The organism is Bacillus sp. 0209A (genome assembly GCF_036765095.1).
In the GTDB taxonomy this organism is placed as follows: Bacteria; Bacillota; Bacilli; order Bacillales; family Bacillaceae; genus Bacillus; species Bacillus subtilis_G.
This window is the reverse complement of record NZ_JBAIZV010000002.1, coordinates 610,980-631,006: the sequence shown is the minus strand read 5'-3', so window position 1 is coordinate 631,006 and position 20,027 is coordinate 610,980. Positions and strand designations below refer to the sequence as shown.

Sequence of the window (20,027 nt, the reverse complement as noted above, 5' to 3'; positions counted from 1 at the left end):
CACATTCATTCTTTAGACATGCTCCGATTTACGGAAATTGGATTTTAAAAAGTTTTAGAAGTAGAATCTTAGAGCTGTACCGATTACAATATGTAAAAAGCTTACGGCAATCAAGGAGGCTGGACAAGCAATGGATAAAGATCCCAGTGACTATACAGTAACACAAGAATCGGTGTTAAAGCTGATTCATGAACAAAAACGAATGAATCGTGAAATGATCGCTGAGCTTGAACAGATTCACGGACCCATTCCGATCTCTCACGATATTCAATATATAAAAGTGCTGCTCGACAGCAGTAATACGCATATTGTTCAAGATTTAATGAGTGTAAGCAAACAGTTGTATAAGAAGACGTTGTAATGGCAGAAAAAGCTGCAAATGATTATAACTGAAACAAAGAAAGGTTAGATGACAATATCTTGCCTTTTTTATTTTGAAGAAACAAGTGACACACAATGATTATAACAAAAAAAGCCTGCCGGCATATCCAAAGAATGGACACTGCCGGCAAGCTGTGACTACCAGAAAGAACGATAGCCGTTCAGAAATTAACGTAATAATTGAAGTACGTTTTGCGGCTGTTGGTTCGCTTGAGCAAGCATCGCTTGAGAAGCTTGAGAAAGAATGTTGTTCTTTGTGAACTCGCTCATCTCTTTCGCCATGTCAACGTCACGGATACGAGACTCAGCAGCTGTCAGGTTTTCACCAGAAGCGCCTAAGTTGTTGATTGTGTGCTCTAGACGGTTTTGTACCGCACCTAATTCAGAACGTTGTTTTGAAACTGTGTTGATTGCTCCATCAACGATAGCCAATTGGTCATTAAAGCCGCCATCTTCACTAGCCTTAATAGTTTCAAAATTTTTCACATTGATATCTTGTACAGATTTCCCAGAAACAAGAGCACCGCTTGTTTCATCAACTTTTCCGATTGCTTTAGCACTCATATCTTCAATGTGTACAGATAGCTGCTGACCGCCATTTGCACCAATTTGGAATGTGAGCTCTTTTCCATCAGTAGAATTGAAATCTCCATTAAGAAGTTTCTTACCGTTAAACTCGGTACGGTCAGAGATACCGTTAGCGTTAGTTCCGCCACCAAGTTCCTCAACTAAGGAATCAATCTCGTCTTGAATAGCGCCAAGATCTGTAGTATCTTGAGTACCTGTGTTTCCTGCTTGAACAACTAGTTCACGAACACGCTGAAGGATTGAGTGAGTTTCAGTTAATGCACCCTCAGCTGTTTGGATAAGAGAGATTCCGTCTTGAGAGTTTTTAGAAGCCATTTCTAAACCTCTAATTTGTCCTCTCATTTTTTCAGAGATCGCAAGACCTGCTGCGTCATCTCCCGCACGGTTGATACGAAGACCTGAAGAAAGCTTCTCCATGTTTTTTGAGCTTGCATTGTTGTTTGAAGACAAACGGTTCAGTGTGTTAAGCGCTGCGATATTGTGGTTAATTCTCATGTGAAAAATACCTCCATGTGTATATGTTTTTGAAATCAAAGACTTCCTTTTCTTCAATTTCTGGCGCACTGTGATTCCAGTAAAGCTTCTGGCTGTTATGTAGAGCCTTCATAAAGGATACCTTCAAATCCCTTCATATAAAGGGCTTTTTTGCTTAATATGGAATACATTGTACGCCTTTCAATCCATATATCGGCAGTTTTTTGTAAATGTTTAGGAGTTTACCCGAAGAAATTTTACCCATCTGAATAAATGCTTCTTAATGATCGCAAAACTTTTTTCTTTTCTCGTTAAACTATAAAGGAAGCTTGCCTGCTAAGCCCAACCATGGACTTGCTGACAAGCTCCCTCTGAAAAGAATATTGTTAGGATGTAGCCGTTTCTTTCGCTTCCAAGAGCGTTTTCATGCGTTTTTTGTCTCGCTCTATAACAGGCTTCAAATAGCGGCCTGTATATGATTCTTCGACTTCCGTGATTTCCTCAGGCGTTCCCGACGCGATAATGGTTCCGCCTCCGGCTCCGCCTTCCGGCCCCAGATCCACAATATAATCCGCCGTCTTAATGATATCAAGATTATGCTCAATGACGAGTACTGTATCTCCGTTGTCCACCAATCGCTGAAGCACGACAAGGAGTCTGGCGATATCGTCGACGTGTAAACCTGTCGTCGGCTCATCTAAAATGTAAAGCGTTCGCCCTGTGGACCGTTTGTGCAGCTCAGACGCAAGCTTCACGCGCTGCGCTTCTCCACCCGACAAGGTTGTTGCCGGCTGTCCGAGCGTAATGTAACCTAACCCAACATCATAGAGGGTTTGGAGCTTACGCTTGATTTTCGGGATATTTTCAAAGAAAGAAAGAGCGTCTTCAACCGTCATATCAAGCACATCAGAGATGCTTTTTCCTTTGTACGTCACTTCAAGCGTTTCCCGGTTGTAGCGTTTGCCGTGGCATACCTCGCATGGAACGTACACGTCAGGAAGGAAGTGCATTTCAATTTTAATAATTCCGTCGCCGCGGCACGCTTCACATCTGCCGCCCTTCACGTTAAAGCTGAAACGGCCTTTTTTATAGCCGCGGACCTTCGCTTCATTTGTCTGCGCGAATACATCGCGAATGTCGTCAAACACACCGGTGTATGTCGCGGGATTGGATCTCGGCGTTCTTCCGATTGGCGCCTGGTCAATGTCTATGACTTTGTCCAGGTGATCCAAGCCTTTAATCTCTTTATGGCTGCCAGGCTTCGCTTTTGCTTTATGGAGCTTTTGCGCCAGCGCCTTGTGCAAAATTTCATTGACGAGTGTGCTCTTTCCTGAGCCGGACACCCCTGTAACCGCTGTGAATGTTCCTAGCGGAAATTTGGCATTCGCCTTTTTCAGGTTGTTTTCTGTAGCGCCTTTAATCTCAATAAAACGTCCGTCCGGCTTTCTTCTTTCAGAAGGCAATGGGATGAACTTTTTCCCTGATAAATAGCTGCCCGTTAATGAGTTTGCATCTTCCATCACTTCATCCGGCGTACCCGCGGATGTCACCTGTCCGCCGTGGATGCCGGCGCCGGGTCCAATATCAATTAAATAATCCGCTGCCATCATCGTGTCCTCATCGTGTTCGACGACAATCAGCGTGTTCCCAAGGTCTCTCATATTTTTCAGGGCGCTGATCAAGCGGTCGTTATCACGCTGATGCAGGCCGATAGACGGCTCGTCTAAAATATAAAGCACACCCGATAAGCGCGAACCGATTTGAGTGGCCAACCTGATACGCTGCGCCTCTCCTCCGGACAATGTTCCCGCTGCCCTGCTCAGTGTCAGGTAATCAAGACCGACTTTGTCCAGAAAGCTTAAACGCTCCACAATTTCACGCAAGATCAAATTGGCAATCTGCATATCTTTCTCAGAAAGGGTAAGGCCTTTGAAGAAATCAAGCGCGTCTCCGACAGACAGCTCGGTAATTTTGCCAATGTGGCGTCCGTCAATCAGCACGGCAAGCGCCTCTTTCTTTAACCGATAGCCTTTGCATGTCGGACAAGACTTCTGGGACATATACTGCTCCATTTGTTCACGAATGTAATCGGAGCTTGTCTCCTTATAGCGTCTTTCAATATTTCGCAATACGCCTTCAAATTGAATTTCGCCTTCACGTATTTGCCCAAAATCATTTTCATAACGGAAATAAATCAGGTCGTCTCCGCTGCCGTACAGCACTTTATCCAGCTGCTGCTTCGGCAGATCTTTTACAGGCACGTCCATATCAATGCCGTAGTGGGTGCAGACCGCCTCAAGCAGCTGCGGATAATATTGTGAGCTGATCGGTGTCCAAGGGGCGACTGCATTCTCCTTCAATGACAAATCTTGATTGGGGATGACGAGATCCGCATCCACTTCAAGCTTCATTCCAAGACCGTCACACGTCGGACACGCTCCGAACGGGCTGTTAAATGAAAACAGGCGCGGCTCCAGCTCGCCGATTGAAAATCCGCAGTGCGGGCAGGCGTGATGCTCACTAAACATCAGCTCTTCCTCACCGATGACATCAATCATAACTCGTCCTTCACCTAAACGGAGCGCCGTTTCCAATGAATCTGACAGACGGGCCGCCACGCCTTCTTTCACTACAATCCGGTCAATGACAACCTCAATCGAATGCTTTTTATTCTTTTCTAATTCAATATCATCAGAAAGCTCAGCCATTTCGCCGTCAATTCTGACTCTGACATAGCCTTGTTTTCTAATCTGTTCAAGCACTTTGACATGAGCGCCTTTCCGGCCAGAGACAATCGGGGCCAGCACCTGAAGCTTCGTCCGTTCCGGGTATTCCAGAATTCTGTCGACCATTTGCTCGATGGTTTGCGATGTAATCTCAATTCCGTGTTCCGGACAATGAGGCTTCCCTACTCTCGCATACAAAAGACGCAGATAATCATAAATCTCAGTTACCGTACCGACAGTTGACCTCGGGTTGCGGCTCGTTGTTTTCTGATCGATGCTGATGGCGGGAGACAGACCCTCAATTGCATCAACATCAGGCTTATCCATCTGCCCTAAAAATTGTCGGGCATAGGCAGACAGCGACTCGACATACCGTCTCTGCCCTTCCGCATATATGGTGTCAAAGGCAAGGGAGGATTTTCCTGAACCGGACAAACCCGTGACAACGACAAGCTGATCTCTTGGAATCGTTACATCTATATTTTTCAGGTTATGCGCCCTTGCTCCCTTCACCTCTATCCGATCCATAGCCATATGTTCATCATCCTTCCGCTTTTAGCTCTAAAAGTAAATCGCGAAGCTCCGCGGCTCTTTCAAAGTCAAGCGCCTTGGCGGCTTCTTTCATTTCGTGCTCCATCTGTTCAACGACTTTCTGGCGTTCTTTCTTCGTCATTTTCGACAGCTTCGGCGCGGCTTTTGTTTTGTATTCGGCTTTATCCTCAGCTGCTGCTGTGGCACGAATGACATCGCGAATTTCTTTATTTATGGTTTTCGGCGTAATGCCGTGCTCTTCGTTAAAACGCTCCTGCTGCTCGCGGCGGCGTGTTGTTTCATTCATTGCAATTTCCATCGACTTCGTTATTTTATCTGCGTACATAATGACGCGGCCTTCAGAGTTCCTCGCTGCCCGTCCGATCGTCTGGATCAGCGACCGCTCCGAACGGAGGAAGCCTTCCTTATCAGCATCCAAAATTGCAACGAGAGATACTTCGGGAATATCGAGGCCTTCCCTCAGCAGGTTAATGCCGATGAGAACATCATGCTTCCCAAGGCGCAGATCACGGATAATTTCAATCCGTTCAAGCGTCTTAATCTCTGAATGCAGATAATTTACTTTAATGCCAATTTCCTTCAGATAATCCGTCAGGTCCTCTGACATTTTCTTCGTCAAGGTTGTCACGAGAACCCGCTCATCCCGTTCGACTCTTGCTTGAATTTCGCCGATCAAGTCATCAATCTGGCCTTCAATCGGACGTACATCAATAAGCGGGTCAAGAAGCCCCGTCGGACGGATGATCTGTTCAATCATTTCATCCGTATGCTCAATCTCATACGGCCCTGGTGTTGCTGATACATACACGATATTGTGCATATGCTTTTCAAACTCTTCAAAACGGAGCGGACGGTTATCAAGCGCTGACGGAAGACGGAACCCATGATCCACAAGCACCTGTTTCCGCGCCTGGTCCCCATTAAACATGCCGCGCACCTGAGGAATCGTTACATGCGACTCATCTACCACGATCATAAAATCGTCAGGGAAATAATCAAGAAGCGTATACGGCGTTGAACCCGGAGGCCGAAGCGTCAAATGTCTTGAATAGTTCTCAATACCGGAGCAGAAACCCATTTCCCGCATCATCTCAAGATCATATCTTGTCCGCTGCTCTAAACGCTGCGCTTCAAGAAGCTTGCCATTTTCGTGCATGACCTTCAGCCGCTCCTCAAGCTCCTTCTCGATATTTTGAATCGCTTTCTCCATTTTCTCGGCCCGCGTTACGAAGTGGGACGCTGGGAAAATCGCAACATGATCACGGTCACCGAGAATTTCTCCTGTCAGGGCGTCCACTTCCCTGATCCGTTCGATTTCATCACCGAAAAATTCAACCCTGATACAATGTTCATCACGAGAGGCAGGGAAGATTTCCACTACATCTCCGCGCACACGAAATGTCCCGCGCTGGAAGTCGATATCATTGCGGGCATATTGGATGTCTACAAGTTTTCTGAGCAGTTCGTTGCGCTCTATTTCCATTTCAGGCCGCAGTGACACGACCATTTCCCGGTATTCTTCAGGCGAACCGAGGCCGTATATACAAGATACACTCGCGATGATAATCACATCTCTCCGCTCAAACAGAGACGATGTGGCGGAGTGTCTCAGTTTATCAATTTCATCATTAATACTGGCGTCTTTTTCTATAAACGTATCCGTTTGAGGCACATACGCCTCCGGCTGATAATAATCATAATAACTGACAAAATACTCGACAGCGTTGTTCGGAAAAAACTCCTTGAACTCGCTGTAAAGCTGTCCGGCAAGGGTTTTGTTATGGGCAATCACGAGAGTCGGCTTATTGACTTCTTTAATCAAATTAGACACTGTAAATGTTTTACCCGTTCCTGTCGCACCCAGCAGAGTCTGATGCTTCTTGCCCTCCTGAATTCCTTTTACAAGTTTTTCAATGGCTTTCGGCTGATCTCCCTGGGGCTGGTATTTCGAGACTAACTCAAAGCGATCTTTCACAAAATAAGCCTCCGTTTCTTTAACGAAATCTTCCTATAGATATAGTAACACAATGGAATGTAAAATCACTAAAAATACGAACTAAAGTTCGGTGGTTTTTTATTTCCAGCTGTTTTCATGTATAAAAAACCTGCTTTTAAAACGTAAAAGCAGGAATTCGTCGTTATATTCATTATGTCCGTTTTACTCTTCTTTTTTCTCGGCAGTTTTTTTGGCCATGTACAGTCCGCCAGCCACAAGAGACACAACATCCAATCCTACAATAAAATACGTTTCTGTATAGCCTTTTAAATAAGAGGCAAACAGCAATGCAGCTGTCAGGGCGATCGCCACATAATGATTAAAAGTGACTCTTGAAAAAAGGACAACAAGCATAAAAGGGAAAAACAATGCAAAAACGGCTTTTGTAATCAACAAAAACCCTCCTCAGGGATTCTTCATCTGATCTGATTATAGTAAAAAATGAAGAATCGGACAATCGTGCAATCGTTCCCTCTTTCTACACCATACCCTTTTTCAGGCGACATCAATCACCATCTTTGCACTTTGCCCCGGCCGACAGAAGCATTTGCGGTACTTTTGTATGAAGGGCAGTAAGCCTTAGCTTGATATTGAAGCCCGCCGGCATAGAAGAGCGCCCCCGAGAATAAATAGGCGGACAGCACTAGTTAAGCTGCACTTTTGATGATATTTTATTTAGGACTTTCTGCTTTTGACATCATTTTCCTAAAAATCTACAATTGAGCGATAGTGTTCACTATCATTTTTTGACCACAGGCTCCGTCATAAAAGACTAGAGAGAAAAAAAGGAAGGAAAGAGGGGTTTCAAATATGTATTCTTTTTTATTTCGCCAAGCAGAAGCGTCCAGCCAGCTGGCTGGCGCAAAAGGCATGAATTTAATTAAACTGACCAAACACGGGCTTCCTGTTCCGGACGGCTTTATCATTCAGACGAATGCGCTCACCCGTTTTATGGAGGATAACCAACTTCATGAGACTAGCGAAAATATCGAAAACGAGATCATCGGCGGAACATTTTCTGAAGAACTGAAACATGAGCTGACAAGTTCCTTTTACAAGTTAAGAGAATCATATCGCTCCGTTGCCGTTCGCTCTTCGTCTGCCTCGGAAGATTTAGAAGGCGCTTCATTCGCGGGGCAATATGAAACCTATTTAAATATCAAAACAGAGGAAGAGTTTCTAGCTAAAGTGAAAGAATGCTGGGCTTCATTCTTCTCCGGCCGAGTCAGCAGTTATAAGAAAAAAATGAACAACCAGATCGCAGAGCCGTTAATGGGTGTTGTCGTTCAGGGCCTGATCGATTCAGACGTATCAGGTGTAATTTTCAGCCGCAATCCTGTTACCCACGATGATAGAGAGCTATTAATCAGCGCCAGCTATGGTTTGGGGGAAGCTGTTGTATCAGGAAGTGTTACCCCAGACACATTTATAGTCAATAAATCTTCGTTTGAGATTCAGAAAGAAATAGGTGCAAAAGAAATCTACATAGAGTCCGCGGCAGAAGGAATTGCTGAAAGAGAAACGAGCGAAGACATGCGCAGCCGTTTTTGCCTTACAGATGAACAAGTGTTTGAACTGACTGAAATCACAAAAAAAACCGAAGACCTGTACGGGTATCCAGTCGATCTAGAATTCGGAATCGCAGATCATCAAGTATACCTTCTGCAGGCTCGCCCGATTACAACGATTGAACAGGACAAAAAAGCGGCAGAGGAAGAACGCAGCTTCATGATTACCGACGCTGATATGAATGATTTTTGGCTCAACATGGAGTCAAATATTGAAGGTCCGGTGAGTCCGCTATTTTCTTCGATCATTGTACCGGCCATGGAATACGGCTTGAAGAAAAACATGCAAAAGTTTCCGATCGGGGCAGTTACAGAAGAAGTGAAGCTTTATCGCGGGCACATTTATTCCAAAAACCAAGGCGGGCAGCAGCCTGATGAGGACTGCGGCAAAGAGCTTTTTCCGATATTATCGGAGCGTATGTATGACATCATCAAACACACGTACCTTCCATTTTACGAGATACTGGATCAGCTCGCACAAACTGATCATACTGCTGAAAGCGCACTTGATGCTTTTCGGAAATTAAAAGCCTTTTATCTCACGGCTTATGATGAGCATTTCAATATTGTTTTCCCGCAAATGCTTCTGACAAACAAATTGCAAGCGATGTACCAGCACATTCAAGGCGAGTCCGAAACCGCTCATTTTTACGAGATGCTGACAGGCAAAATGAACAAATCACTGGAAACTGACCGCTGCCTGTGGCTCTATTCCGTTAAAGTGCAGGAAAACCCGAACCTGCTGTTCATTTTTGAAAACACTGAGCCGGAACAGCTTCAGGAAAAATTGGAACAAACTGATGAGGGCAGACACTTCCTGAGGAACATCCATGAATTTTTACAGGACTACGGGTGGAGGTCTGTAAAGAGCCATGATCTGATTGAACAGATCTGGGCAGAAAATCCGTATTTTGCTCTGGCCAATATTCAAAATTACGTCCGCAATGGCTATCATTTTGACAATGAATTTCAGAAAACGAAAGAAAAACGAGAGAAATTATACCATGACTTCTTGAAAAATATAGAGGATCCCAATTTACAAGAGGAATTCAACCGTTATTATCAGTGGACGCTGAACGCTGCAAATATAATGGATGACCACCACTTTTATATTGACGCCATGCTGGATGCCAAGGCGAGGATCTTTTTGCTGAAGGTCGGTGAGTTACTGGCGGAAAACGGTGTCATTCAAGATCGTGAAGACCTTTGGTTCCTATATGATGATGAAGTGGAAAACGCGCTACTTCACCCTGTATCCCTGCAAGAAAAGGCTGAAAAACGCAGACAGGCCTTTCACGAGTATGAGCTTGCCAAAGCCCCTGCCTACCTCGGTACTCCGACAAAAGAACAGCTCAAAGTCGCTGAAGAAATTGTCGGCGCTGTGATAGAGGATGAAAAAAACACGGAGGATCATATCTTTGGCATTGCGGCATCAAGCGGCATGGCAACAGGTCCGGTGAAAATGATTCGGGACGCCAGTGAATTTTCTCAATTCGCTTCTGGTGAAGTGCTCGTTTGCAAAATGACCACACCGCTATGGACCAGCCTGTTTCAAGACGCCAAAGCGATTATTACAGATACAGGCGGCATATTGTCTCACGCTGCGATTATCGCTCGCGAATACGGCATTCCCGCCGTTCTCGGCACACGCACTGCAACAGAAAGACTTCGAGACGGAGACATCATCACTGTTGACGGGAGCAGCGGCAAAATCACAGTTGTCAGCCGGGCCTAACGCCTTCTCCCCCCTTTCTTATGCAAGCGGGGCAGGTGTATACTTGTCCTGCCAGTATATTCGCGAGGTGAAACGTATTGAGACCGACAAACAAGAGAATCCTTGACGCTGCCATGCAGCTGCTCGTCAAAAAAGGATATCGCGCAACGACTACAAAAGAAATCGCAGAAAAAGCAAATGTCAGTGAAGCGACGATTTTCAGGAATTTTAAAAACAAACAGGGGCTAGGCGAGGCTTTGCTTTCTCAGCCTTCTCCAAACAGGAGCCGCATTTTGGAGCAAACAGAAGGCGATTTGCACAAAGACCTGCTGCATATCGGAACCTGTCTCTTGGAGGAGCTCGAACATAGAAAAGATTTGATTAAAATCAGCTTTCGTGAACCGGCCATGTTTCAGGATGTCATCAACCACGTAACTGAATATCCCCAATCTATGAAACAGCTATTGGTTGATTATCTCAAAGAAATGGGTGAAAAAGGGGTTATTCAGACAGGAAATGAAGCGGAGCATGCGGACGTGTTCATGTCGCTCATTTTCGGTTATTTTATTCACCGCCTCCATTTAGGAGACCGGGTGATTTCAATGCCTCAGGAAAAAATGCTGGAGCATAGCACTGCTTTATTTGTCAAAGGAATCTCTCGATGAACTCCTTGGCATAAAAAAAGGAGGATCCCAATGAGTTCAAGAAAAGAATGGGCGCTGATCGTCTCGTTATTATTGGGGGCCATCCTGGTTCCCATTAACTCAACGATGATCGCGGTCGCGCTCTCATCTATATCCCATACGTATAACGAGTCCATCACAAGCATCACCTGGGTGGTTACCGTTTATTTAATCATAATGGCCGTCACACAGCCGATCGCTGGAAAACTCGGTGACATGTACGGCAACAAAACAATGTATTTATGGGGCGTCGGTCTATTTCTTATCGCATCTCTAGGCTGCGCCCTCTCACCGAGCCTGCTGCTGCTGATTGTATTTCGGGCATTGCAGGCTGTCGGCGGCGCACTGCTTACGCCAAACAGCATTGCCATTATCCGTCACGTTGTTTCTGAAAAACGCCTTCCGAAAGTATTTGGGTTTTTCGGGCTTGGCGCGGGACTTGGAGCAGCACTCGGGCCTTTCATCGGCTCTATGCTGATTGACAGCTTCAGCTGGCATTCGATTTTTTGGGTCAACATCCCGTTTCTCGCCATTGCTTTATTTACGGCATTAATCATGTTCCCTCAATATAAAGAAAATAAATCTGAAGCGCCGCTGGATATTATCGGGTCTGTCTTGCTTGCGGGCAGTATCGTTTCAATTATCCTGCTGACGAAAAATGAGGCTTCATGGGGCTATGCGGTATACAGTGTATTGATACTTCTTTTTGTTCCGCTTTTTTTCAGAAGAGAAAAACGCACACAGCACCCAATTATCGATTTTACACTGTTTAAAAGCTCAACCTTTACAAATGCCAATCTATCAGTCTTGTTGAGCAATCTAATGATGTATGCCATCTTATTGATTATGCCATTATTCATGACGAACCAATTTGGGCTTAATACGTCTAACAGCGGCATGGCGCTTTCTGTATTTTCGATCTTTATGTCGGCGAGCAACTGGGCGGGCGCACAGCTCCATCACAAATGGGGAGCAAAGAAAATCATTTTTCTTTCATTTGCCATGATGGCTGCAGCCAATTTATTATTTATGCTGTTAAGCAGCTCGCATTCCGTCTTGTTCCTCATGCTCTCTCTTATCCTGGGCGGGCTGGCGTCCGGAGTCGGACTGACCAGCATGCAGGTGTCATCGCTTGCCACAGTAGATCCTGGCATGTCAGGAGCGGCGTCCGGAATTTTCTCGACCTTCCGTTATTTCGGAAGCATCATTTCATCAGCCTTAATCGGTCTGATATCGGGATATCACACCCTATTTATCATTCTCTTTGCTGTGTCCATCATTGGCGTTTTTGTTTCATTAGGCATCAAATCTGATGAAACGGCACGGTTGGAGAAAAACTCAGCGTAATTCAAAACAGCCCGGCACCGCATCTTCTTGCGGTGCCGGGCTGTCTTTTACGACCCAGACAAAGCGGCTGCTTCGTCTTCACGTTCATCCTTTACGAAAAGGATACCTAATTCATGATGTTCTCCCTCATAAGAAGCTCGCTGATCAAAACGAATTTCCCCGTTCAAACCGATAATTTCAAGCTTCACATACGCACGGTTATGCTGGAGCGCTTCATAAAAATCGGATACATTCTTAACGGGTATGCCATTAACCTTCGTAATGATTTCCCCAATTTTCAATTCCAGATCCTCAGCTGGCGTATTTGGTATAATACCAAGCACCATTAAGCCTTGATCACGTTTTGAGAAATAAAACGGTGCCGCGTTATCGTTCGCTCTTTGCTTAATAGACAGAAAGATACGTCCTAACAAAGCTGCACAGACGGCTGCTCCCGCAAGCGGCGCCCACAGTAAGCTCGCTGCACCGAGAGCTGTGACGGCAAGGCCCAGAATACAAATGCGTTTCGCTGTGATCCTTATGCTCGTTTCAGGCAGCGACCCCTGCACCCGTTGCCCAAACCCGATAAAATAAGGAATCCATAGAAAATGGAATGACCCGCCGGGAACAGTAAACACCGGCCACCAGCTGAGATGCGATTCTAATCCGTTCCCGGGCACGAGAAGGAACAGCGGCAAAAGCCATATCCGGTTTGCCAGCTGCTGGCCGATAGGCAAACCGCGGCTGCTCACGACAAGTGCCGGTGATGTTCTCACGTGTGCAGATCGATAAGCTACCGCTCCCTCAATAATAATCAGCAAGCCTAAAAAAACAGCCATAGCCGGCCAAACGACTGCAAACCCTTGCGGAAATCTCTCTAGAAAAGGTTCCGCCTGATTCATTTGCAGTCCAAAACCTATCAGCATACTCACACTGACGATATATGCAGCAGACATCCAGTTGGCGCGAAGAGTAAGCGCTGCCGCTGCAGTGATAACGGCAATAATTGCAAGTATACCGAGAGGAATCGAGATTCCGAGTATACCTAAAACAACTGACAAAACGAGACCGGGAATCAGTCCCTTTGTATAAGTGAATTTTAGATCATCATAAATATCCGCTATTTTTGTATGAAAGGTTCTTCGTTCCCGTTTGATTCTCACATAGCCGAAAGCAAGGCTTATGATGATAAAAAACCAGAAAAGCGGGTGTAAGAAGAACAGGCCCGCACTTTTTAACAGTTCAAATCCCCATTGAACAGACACTATCTTTTTCACCGCCTCAAGCCAAACATATTACTCATATTCTATCAAATATTAAATGACTTGGATATCCTCAGGATGGTTTATCCCTCCTGCGTCATCCACAGCGTGACATTCGATAGTGAAAAATCCTTTAAATAATGGTTCACATCCACATCCAATAAACCGCTGATCAGGTGCATCGACCTTTTGATATCTGTCAGATTGATTCCTAATCGCTTATGATTTTTCATTAAATAATTAAAATAATGTTTGGCACACTCTTCATCGATTTCATTTACTGTTTCGACATTGGTGTAATTGACCAAATACCTGCTGAACAGCATAAGAAGACTTAGTGCTTTTGTAGCCGAAAATGTTACATCTTGTGTTCTGTCTTTTAATTGTTCCACTAATTCATAATATTTTTTTTCACGCACAATACTTGCCCTCTTCAATTGTGAACCCCCATTTTCTTTATACAGATAAGCACGGGCCAGTATAAGCAGCAGTACTGGAGTGCTAACAAGCATTCTCGCTAACGTTACTCTTTAAATACCTGTCGTTCAGCTGCCTTAAACCTGATTACTGTTCTTTTTAGAACCTTCTTATATTGTATGAAGTAAACAAAGACTAGGCAACTTGCAAAAGTTTCATTTTAAATACATATTATCTCGTTAGAAAGTCTCTCTCTTCTATTGATATCGGGTAATACAAGTCCTTTATAAATGTTTATTTGTGAAAATTTTTTTAATTTCTTGTTAAAAACTCATTTTTTATGTGACTTATGATTCACTTTCTCGTTAAGTATAAAGAAATAGGAGATGGAACACCATCTCCTTTAATTGACAAATAATGATTTCAGCGCTGTTTGGAGCTGCAAATCATTTTTTTCATCGGATTTTTTCTTTTCTATCTGCTGATTTAATGACTCTGCAGTGCGCGTGTCGATTACGCCCGTTTTAACCAGCTTATTTTGTTCCTGAAAGGCCATAACCGCTTTTTTCATATCTTTGCTGAAATAGCCATCTTCACGTCCCGGATCAAAGCTGAGACCTTTTAATAAAACCTGAGCATGCTTGACATCCTCATTGTTCATATCCGCTTTAAGCGGCTCCTTCAGCTGCAAGGGGCCAGCGGAAAAATAATCAGGCTGCTTAATGGCAATGGTCGGCTCAATTCCTTTCTTATGAATCCAATTTCCCTTTGGCGTCAGCCACTTGTAAAGGGTTAATTTAATGTTGCTGCCGTCTCCCATCGGAACAGCCTGCTGAACCGTTCCCTTACCAAAAGACGTATCGCCTACAACATCATAATGGGCCGCTTCTTTTAATGCGCCGGCAAGAATTTCCGATGCGGAGGCGCTCCCTTTATCCGTGATCACATTGACAGGATACGCTTTTTTACGGGTCAATGTTGAAAAATAACGTTTTTTATCTCCATTACGTTCAGCAATCTGAATATACGGCTGATCCTTTGTGACGAAGTGTTTAAGAATTTCCTCTACACTTTGCAGATAACCGCCCGGGTTGCCGCGTACATCAATGACAAGCCCTTCAATTCCTTTTTTCTCAAGGTCGCCCAGCGCTTTTGCGAAGTCCTCCGCGGTATGCTCTGAAAAAGTAGAGATGGCGATATGGCCGACAGTATGCCCTTGCACTTTTTTCTCTGAAACAAAAACCGTTTCGAGCGGAATTTCAGCTCTCTTGATCCGGAATGACAGCTGCTTCTTCGTCCCCGGCCGCTGAATCTTCATTGAAACACTGGAGCCTTTCTTTCCTCTTATTTTTAGTACAGCTTGGTTTAAATCCTTACCGGCCATTGATTCTCCATTGATGCTGATAATTTCATCATTGGGCTTGAGTCCGGCTTTCTCCGCCGGCGATTGCTTAAATGGAGAAACAATAATAATTTTGCCGTCTTCCATACCAACTTCAGCTCCGATGCCTTCAAACGAGGAATCAAGAGAATCAGAAAATTGCTTAGCCGTCTGCTTGTCCATGTAGACAGAATAAGGATCATTTAGCGTTGACAGCATTCCTTGGATGGCTCCCTCGAGCAGCTTTTCTCTATCAACTTTTTCTACGTACTCATTCGAAATTAACTCATACGCTTTTTCGATTTTTTCCATGGCCTTATCCCGTTCAGAGTCAGCTTGTGCGGTCGCAGGAACAGCTGCAGTCTGGGGCTTATCCATCTCAAGCAGGTTCATTCCCGCATATACACCGGCGCCTCCGAAGAGCATGCTCCCCGCTGCTATCACAGCCATTATTTTTTGATTCATCCTATACTCCTCCTGTATGCCAGACTGTCTTTATCAAAACCTAGAGATAGTATATGTAAAGGATGGAGATTTCATGTAATCATAGAAGAAAAAGAAGGCAAAAGAAAAGCCGCCCCGGAAGCGGGACAGCTTTTTTTCTTTATACTCGCAGAAACTTGCGGATGGAAGTCAGACTTCCCCATACCCCAATCACTGCGCCGATTGCAACCAGCACTAACGAAACTTGGAATACAAATGGGTTATAAGGAAGAAGAGAGACAAATGATCCTTGAACTTTCGGAACGACCCATCCGATGACGTATTGATAAGTGCTCAGCACCAGTGCGATCGGAATCACTGAGCCGAATACACCAAGCAGCAATCCTTCAAGGAAAAACGGCCAGCGGATAAACCAGTTCGTCGCGCCGACAAGCTTCATGATTTCAATTTCTTTTCTTCTTGCGAAAATTGTAATTTTAATGGTATTGGAAATTAAGAACATCGCCGTAAATACCAAGCCGATAATTAAAGCGATTCCGATGTTGCGGGAAACGCCAACCACTTTAAACAAACGGCTGACCTCTTCTTTTCCGTAAGTGACTTTATAGACATGATCCATTTTTTCAATCTTTTTAGCCACGTTCGGCGTATCATGCGGATCTGTCGTTTTGATGACAAACGCATCATTAAGCGGGTTTTCCTGATCCTGCATTGTCAGGGATTCTCCGCTGTCACCAAAGCTGTCAACCAGCTGGTCAAGCTCTTTTTCTTTTGATGAAAAATTGACGCTCTGAATGCCCTTTAGTTCTTTAATATCGTTCTGCAGCTTGTCCTGCGCCTTCTGATCTGCAGTCAGATCAACCAAAACTTTGATTTCGACTTGTTTTTCAGCATTCGAAGCCATGTTATTCAAATTCAGCATAATCACTAAAAACACGCCGACTAAAATCAGCGTAACGGTTACAGCACTAATGGATGCAAACGTCATCCATGTGTTTCTCCCGAGAGATTTAAAACTCTCACGCAAGTGGCGCCCGAGAATTTTAATCATATGAACCATACTCCCCTCTTGACTCATCACGCACAATGATACCATCTTCGATTGCAATGACACGTTTCTTAATGGTGTTTACGATTTCTTTATTATGTGTCGCCATCACGACTGTTGTCCCGCGGTTATTAATTTCCTCGAGCGTCTTCATGACTTCCCAGGACGTATCCGGATCAAGGTTTCCTGTAGGTTCATCAGCAATGACAACATCAGGGTTGTTCACAATTGATCTGGCAATAGAAACACGCTGCTGCTCCCCGCCTGAAAGCTGGTCAGGAAATTGTCTCGCTTTATGTTTCAGCTGAACAAGATCAAGCACTTCAAGCACCCGTTTCTTAATGACAGACGGCTGTTCTCCAATTACTTCAAGGGCAAACGCCACATTTTCAAAAACAGTAAGTTTCGGCAGAAGCTTAAAATCTTGGAAGACAACACCTATTTTACGGCGCACGAAAGGAATCTCTTTTTCTTTAATGGTAGCAAGATCTTTATGATTAATTAAAATCTGTCCTTTTGTCGGTTTTTCTTCTCTGTATATCATTTTAATAAAAGTAGATTTACCCGCTCCGCTCGGACCGACAACATAAACAAACTCGCCCGGATGAATGGCAACAGACACACCATTGAGCGCTTTTACGCCATTCTGATAGGCTTTGTATACTTCCTTCATTTCTATCATGAAATCACCTAATCTTTTATATCATTTTATCTATCACACGGTCATACTCTTCGAATGCATTCGACAATTTATGACTCATTCATTTGTAAAAAGACGAAAAATCTGAAAGTTTCATTTTTCAACACACTTCATTATACGTCAAATTTAGACATAATACTATTACAGTTTCTTTTCATTCAAATTGTCATGGCATAAAAAAATCCTTGCCTGCACTGAGGCAAAGATTTTCTCAACTTACTTTTTTTCTGACAGCCATTTGGCAATAACAGCGGCTTCGTTATCATCTACAAGCCCTTTCGGCATATTGCCGCGTCCGTTTTTAATAATGCTTTCAATTTTGTCTTCGTCATATTTGCCTCCTACCTCTTGGAGATTAGGCCCTGACATACCTTCTAAATCCTTGCCGTGGCAGCCTACGCAACTTTGCTGATATAATTCTTCCCCTTCAGATGCAGAGGCTTCAGTCTTGCTGCCGGTGTCTGTCTTCTCTTCTTTTGCATCATTTGAACCGCAGGCAGCCAACAGAACAGAAAGCGCAAATACAAGCATTAGTATCGATAACTTTGATTTCATGTTGAGAAGCACAACTCCTTTACGATCTCTTCCATATTATAACCTCGTTTAAGCGCGTTTGAAACCCTCGCCCAGTACCTCACTTGCATCCGCCACAATCACAAAAGCTGACTCATCAATCTGTTTGACGATTTGTTTCAATTTGGTGAATTCAGTTTGCCCAACAACGCACATTAAAATCGGACGGTCATCGTCAGTATATCCGCCGACCGCGGAAATTCTCGTCACGCCTCTGTCAATCTTCTGTAAAACGGCTTCCTTGACCGCCTGCTCCTGCTTTGTAATAATGAGCGCCATTTTTGAACGATTAAAGCCGACTTGAACAACATCAATAGTTTTGCTGGATACAAAGACGCCAAGCATAGCATATAAGCCTTGCTCAATATTAAATACGATCATAGCCGTAACGACAATCAAGCCGTCAATGATGGCAAGGCACGTTCCCAATGACAGACCGGAGTACTTATGAATGATCTGCGCAGCCAAGGCCGTTCCTCCCGTCGACCCTTTCCCTAAATACACAATGCCAATTCCGACACCGATACCGACGCCGCCAAAAATCGCCGCTAAGAGCTCATGATGGGTGACCGGCTGAATATCTCTTGTCAAAAACACAACAAGCGGCAAAAAAACAGAACCCGCAAGTGTCTTAAGCCCAAATTTTCCGCCGAGTAAAATGATACCGGCAATAAATAAAGGAATATTAATAATCCACTGTACATAAGCTGCTTCAAAACCATATGACTGCAAAATCGTGCTGATTCCGCTGACACCGCCGGCAGCAATCTTGTTTGGAAGCAAAAATACATTAAAGGACACACCTGTAATCGCTGCTCCTATCAGTATGTATACATAATCACGTAAAACCCGAAGTGTTTGATTCCGATCCATTGTATATCCTCCGTTTCTTCCAATGCTCTCCGATAGCATTTTAATCCTTCCCTGACCAGATGTAAATAACACCAAAATACAGTGGTAATATGCTAAAGCATCAGTGGAATCAAGGATATGAAAGAATGAAAAAACACACCTGCGTACATCAGGTGTGTTTTTCTGCTTATGAAAGCTTAGAACGCAGGTAGGCATCAATAAATGTATCAATGTCTCCGTCCATTACCGCTTGAACGTTCCCCATTTCTGTATTGGTGCGATGGTCTTTTACCATAGAATACGGATGGAATACGTAAGAGCGGATTTGGCTGCCCCAGCCGATTTCTTTTTGTTCACCGCGAATTTCATCCAGCTCTGCCTGCTGTTCTTCAATTCTGCGCTGATACAGCTTGGCCTTCAGCATTTTCATGGCTCTTTCACGGTTTTTAATTTGTGAGCGCTCCGTTTGGCACGTCACAACCACATTCGTCGGCAAGTGAGTAATCCGAACGGCTGAATCGGTCGTATTGACGTGCTGTCCGCCCGCTCCGCTTGCGCGATACGTATCAACTTTAATATCCTCCGTACGAATATCAATATCGATCTCATCGTTAAATTCAGGCATGATTTCACATGAAACGAAAGACGTGTGGCGGCGGCCTGATGAATCAAACGGCGAAATCCGCACGAGACGATGGACACCTTTTTCTGCTTTGAGATAACCGTAAGCGTTGTGTCCTTTAATCAGTAATGTGACTGATTTAATTCCAGCCTCATCACCTGGAAGGTAATCGAGCGTTTCCACCTTAAAGCCGCGGCGCTCTCCCCATCTGGTATACATTCTAAGAAGCATAGAGCCCCAGTCCTGTGACTCTGTACCGCCAGCACCAGGGTGCAATTCTAAAATCGCGTTATTTTTATCATACGGCTCACTGAGAAGAAGCTGAAGCTCAAACTCATTGAACTCTTTTGTTAATGATTTTAGTTCTTTTTCAAGCTCAAGGTGGAGGTCTGGATCCGGCTCTTCTTTCAAAAGATCATGAGTCATTTGCAATTCCTCATGGGAGTCACTCAATTTTTTATATGAATTGACATAATCCTTTAAACCGTTTGCTTCATTTATGACTGTTTGGGCTTTCTGCTGATCATTCCAGAATTCCGGATCAGACATCTGTTCATCTAGCTCAGCAATGCGGTCCTCCTTTGATTCGAGGTCAAAGAGACCCCCTAAAGTCCGCTAAACGAGAAGCCATATTTTCGAGCTCTGCTCTAATTTCTGATAATTCCATTCCATTCACCTCATTAAAAGATCCGCAGGCGCCTGCTGGCGCCGCGGTCAGTA

At 44.4% G+C, this 20,027-nt stretch carries 16 protein-coding genes; 4 read left to right on the top strand and 12 right to left on the bottom strand.

Annotated features, from left to right (window positions below; genetic code table 11):
- Positions 1-130 precede the first annotated feature (130 nt).
- On the top strand, positions 131-361 hold the full coding sequence (locus V6D44_RS08385; RefSeq protein WP_087991528.1) for a hypothetical protein: 231 nt from the start codon (positions 131-133) through the stop codon (positions 359-361).
- A 188-nt stretch (positions 362-549) separates the two neighbouring features.
- Here V6D44_RS08385 and hag read toward each other — a convergent pair whose 3' ends face one another.
- From hag to V6D44_RS08365, 4 genes are all read right to left on the bottom strand, one after another.
- Positions 550-1,464: a flagellin Hag gene (gene hag / locus V6D44_RS08380; protein ID WP_253268595.1), complete on the bottom strand. Its 915-nt coding sequence runs from the start codon at positions 1,462-1,464 to the stop codon at positions 550-552.
- 365 nt (positions 1,465-1,829) lie between these two features.
- Positions 1,830-4,703 (bottom strand): excinuclease ABC subunit UvrA, encoded by a 2,874-nt coding sequence (uvrA, locus tag V6D44_RS08375; protein WP_253268596.1) that lies wholly within the window; start codon positions 4,701-4,703, stop codon positions 1,830-1,832.
- A gap of 7 nt (positions 4,704-4,710) precedes the next feature.
- On the bottom strand, positions 4,711-6,696 hold the full coding sequence (gene uvrB, locus V6D44_RS08370) for an excinuclease ABC subunit UvrB (RefSeq protein ID WP_253268597.1): 1,986 nt from the start codon (positions 6,694-6,696) through the stop codon (positions 4,711-4,713).
- A gap of 183 nt (positions 6,697-6,879) precedes the next feature.
- A complete protein-coding gene (locus V6D44_RS08365) occupies positions 6,880-7,110 on the bottom strand; it encodes a CsbA family protein (RefSeq protein WP_087991534.1) in 231 nt (76 codons plus the stop codon).
- Positions 7,111-7,527: 417 nt separating this feature from the next.
- Here V6D44_RS08365 and V6D44_RS08360 point away from each other — a divergent pair, with 417 nt between their 5' ends.
- From V6D44_RS08360 to V6D44_RS08350, 3 genes are all read left to right on the top strand, one after another.
- Entirely contained in the window at positions 7,528-10,020 is a 2,493-nt protein-coding gene (locus tag V6D44_RS08360) for a PEP/pyruvate-binding domain-containing protein (protein ID WP_333516404.1), read from the top strand.
- Positions 10,021-10,097: 77 nt separating this feature from the next.
- Entirely contained in the window at positions 10,098-10,664 is a 567-nt protein-coding gene (locus tag V6D44_RS08355; protein WP_333516403.1) for a TetR/AcrR family transcriptional regulator, read from the top strand.
- A 30-nt stretch (positions 10,665-10,694) separates the two neighbouring features.
- A complete protein-coding gene (locus V6D44_RS08350; protein ID WP_253268600.1) occupies positions 10,695-12,029 on the top strand; it encodes an MFS transporter in 1,335 nt (444 codons plus the stop codon).
- 47 nt (positions 12,030-12,076) lie between these two features.
- Here the strand turns inward: V6D44_RS08350 and V6D44_RS08345 are convergent, their stop codons facing one another.
- The 8 genes from V6D44_RS08345 to prfB form a co-directional block, all read right to left on the bottom strand.
- Positions 12,077-13,273: a S1C family serine protease gene (locus tag V6D44_RS08345; RefSeq protein ID WP_333516402.1), complete on the bottom strand. Its 1,197-nt coding sequence runs from the start codon at positions 13,271-13,273 to the stop codon at positions 12,077-12,079.
- An 80-nt stretch (positions 13,274-13,353) separates the two neighbouring features.
- Positions 13,354-13,707, bottom strand: coding sequence for a swarming motility protein SwrAA (swrA, locus tag V6D44_RS08340; RefSeq protein WP_052331638.1), 354 nt, complete (start codon positions 13,705-13,707; stop codon positions 13,354-13,356).
- Positions 13,708-14,090: 383 nt separating this feature from the next.
- Entirely contained in the window at positions 14,091-15,533 is a 1,443-nt protein-coding gene (ctpB, locus tag V6D44_RS08335; RefSeq protein ID WP_087991539.1) for a carboxy-terminal processing protease CtpB, read from the bottom strand.
- A gap of 139 nt (positions 15,534-15,672) precedes the next feature.
- The gene (gene ftsX, locus V6D44_RS08330) at positions 15,673-16,563 is read right to left on the bottom strand and encodes a permease-like cell division protein FtsX (protein ID WP_087991579.1); all 891 of its coding nucleotides are present in this window, start codon (positions 16,561-16,563) and stop codon (positions 15,673-15,675) included.
- On the bottom strand, positions 16,556-17,242 hold the full coding sequence (gene ftsE, locus V6D44_RS08325; protein ID WP_087991540.1) for a cell division ATP-binding protein FtsE: 687 nt from the start codon (positions 17,240-17,242) through the stop codon (positions 16,556-16,558). Before ftsE ends, ftsX begins: the two co-directional genes overlap by 8 nt.
- 234 nt (positions 17,243-17,476) lie before the next feature.
- Positions 17,477-17,815, bottom strand: coding sequence for a cytochrome c551 (gene cccB, locus V6D44_RS08320; RefSeq protein WP_087991541.1), 339 nt, complete (start codon positions 17,813-17,815; stop codon positions 17,477-17,479).
- 48 nt (positions 17,816-17,863) lie between these two features.
- A complete protein-coding gene (locus tag V6D44_RS08315; RefSeq protein ID WP_289348376.1) occupies positions 17,864-18,706 on the bottom strand; it encodes a YitT family protein in 843 nt (280 codons plus the stop codon).
- A gap of 166 nt (positions 18,707-18,872) precedes the next feature.
- A protein-coding gene (prfB, locus tag V6D44_RS08310; RefSeq protein ID WP_141113398.1) for a peptide chain release factor 2 occupies positions 18,873-19,974 on the bottom strand; the annotation gives its coding sequence in 2 pieces (ribosomal slippage) (positions 18,873-19,901 and positions 19,903-19,974; 1,101 coding nt in all).
- Between the last annotated feature and the right edge of the window lie 53 nt (positions 19,975-20,027).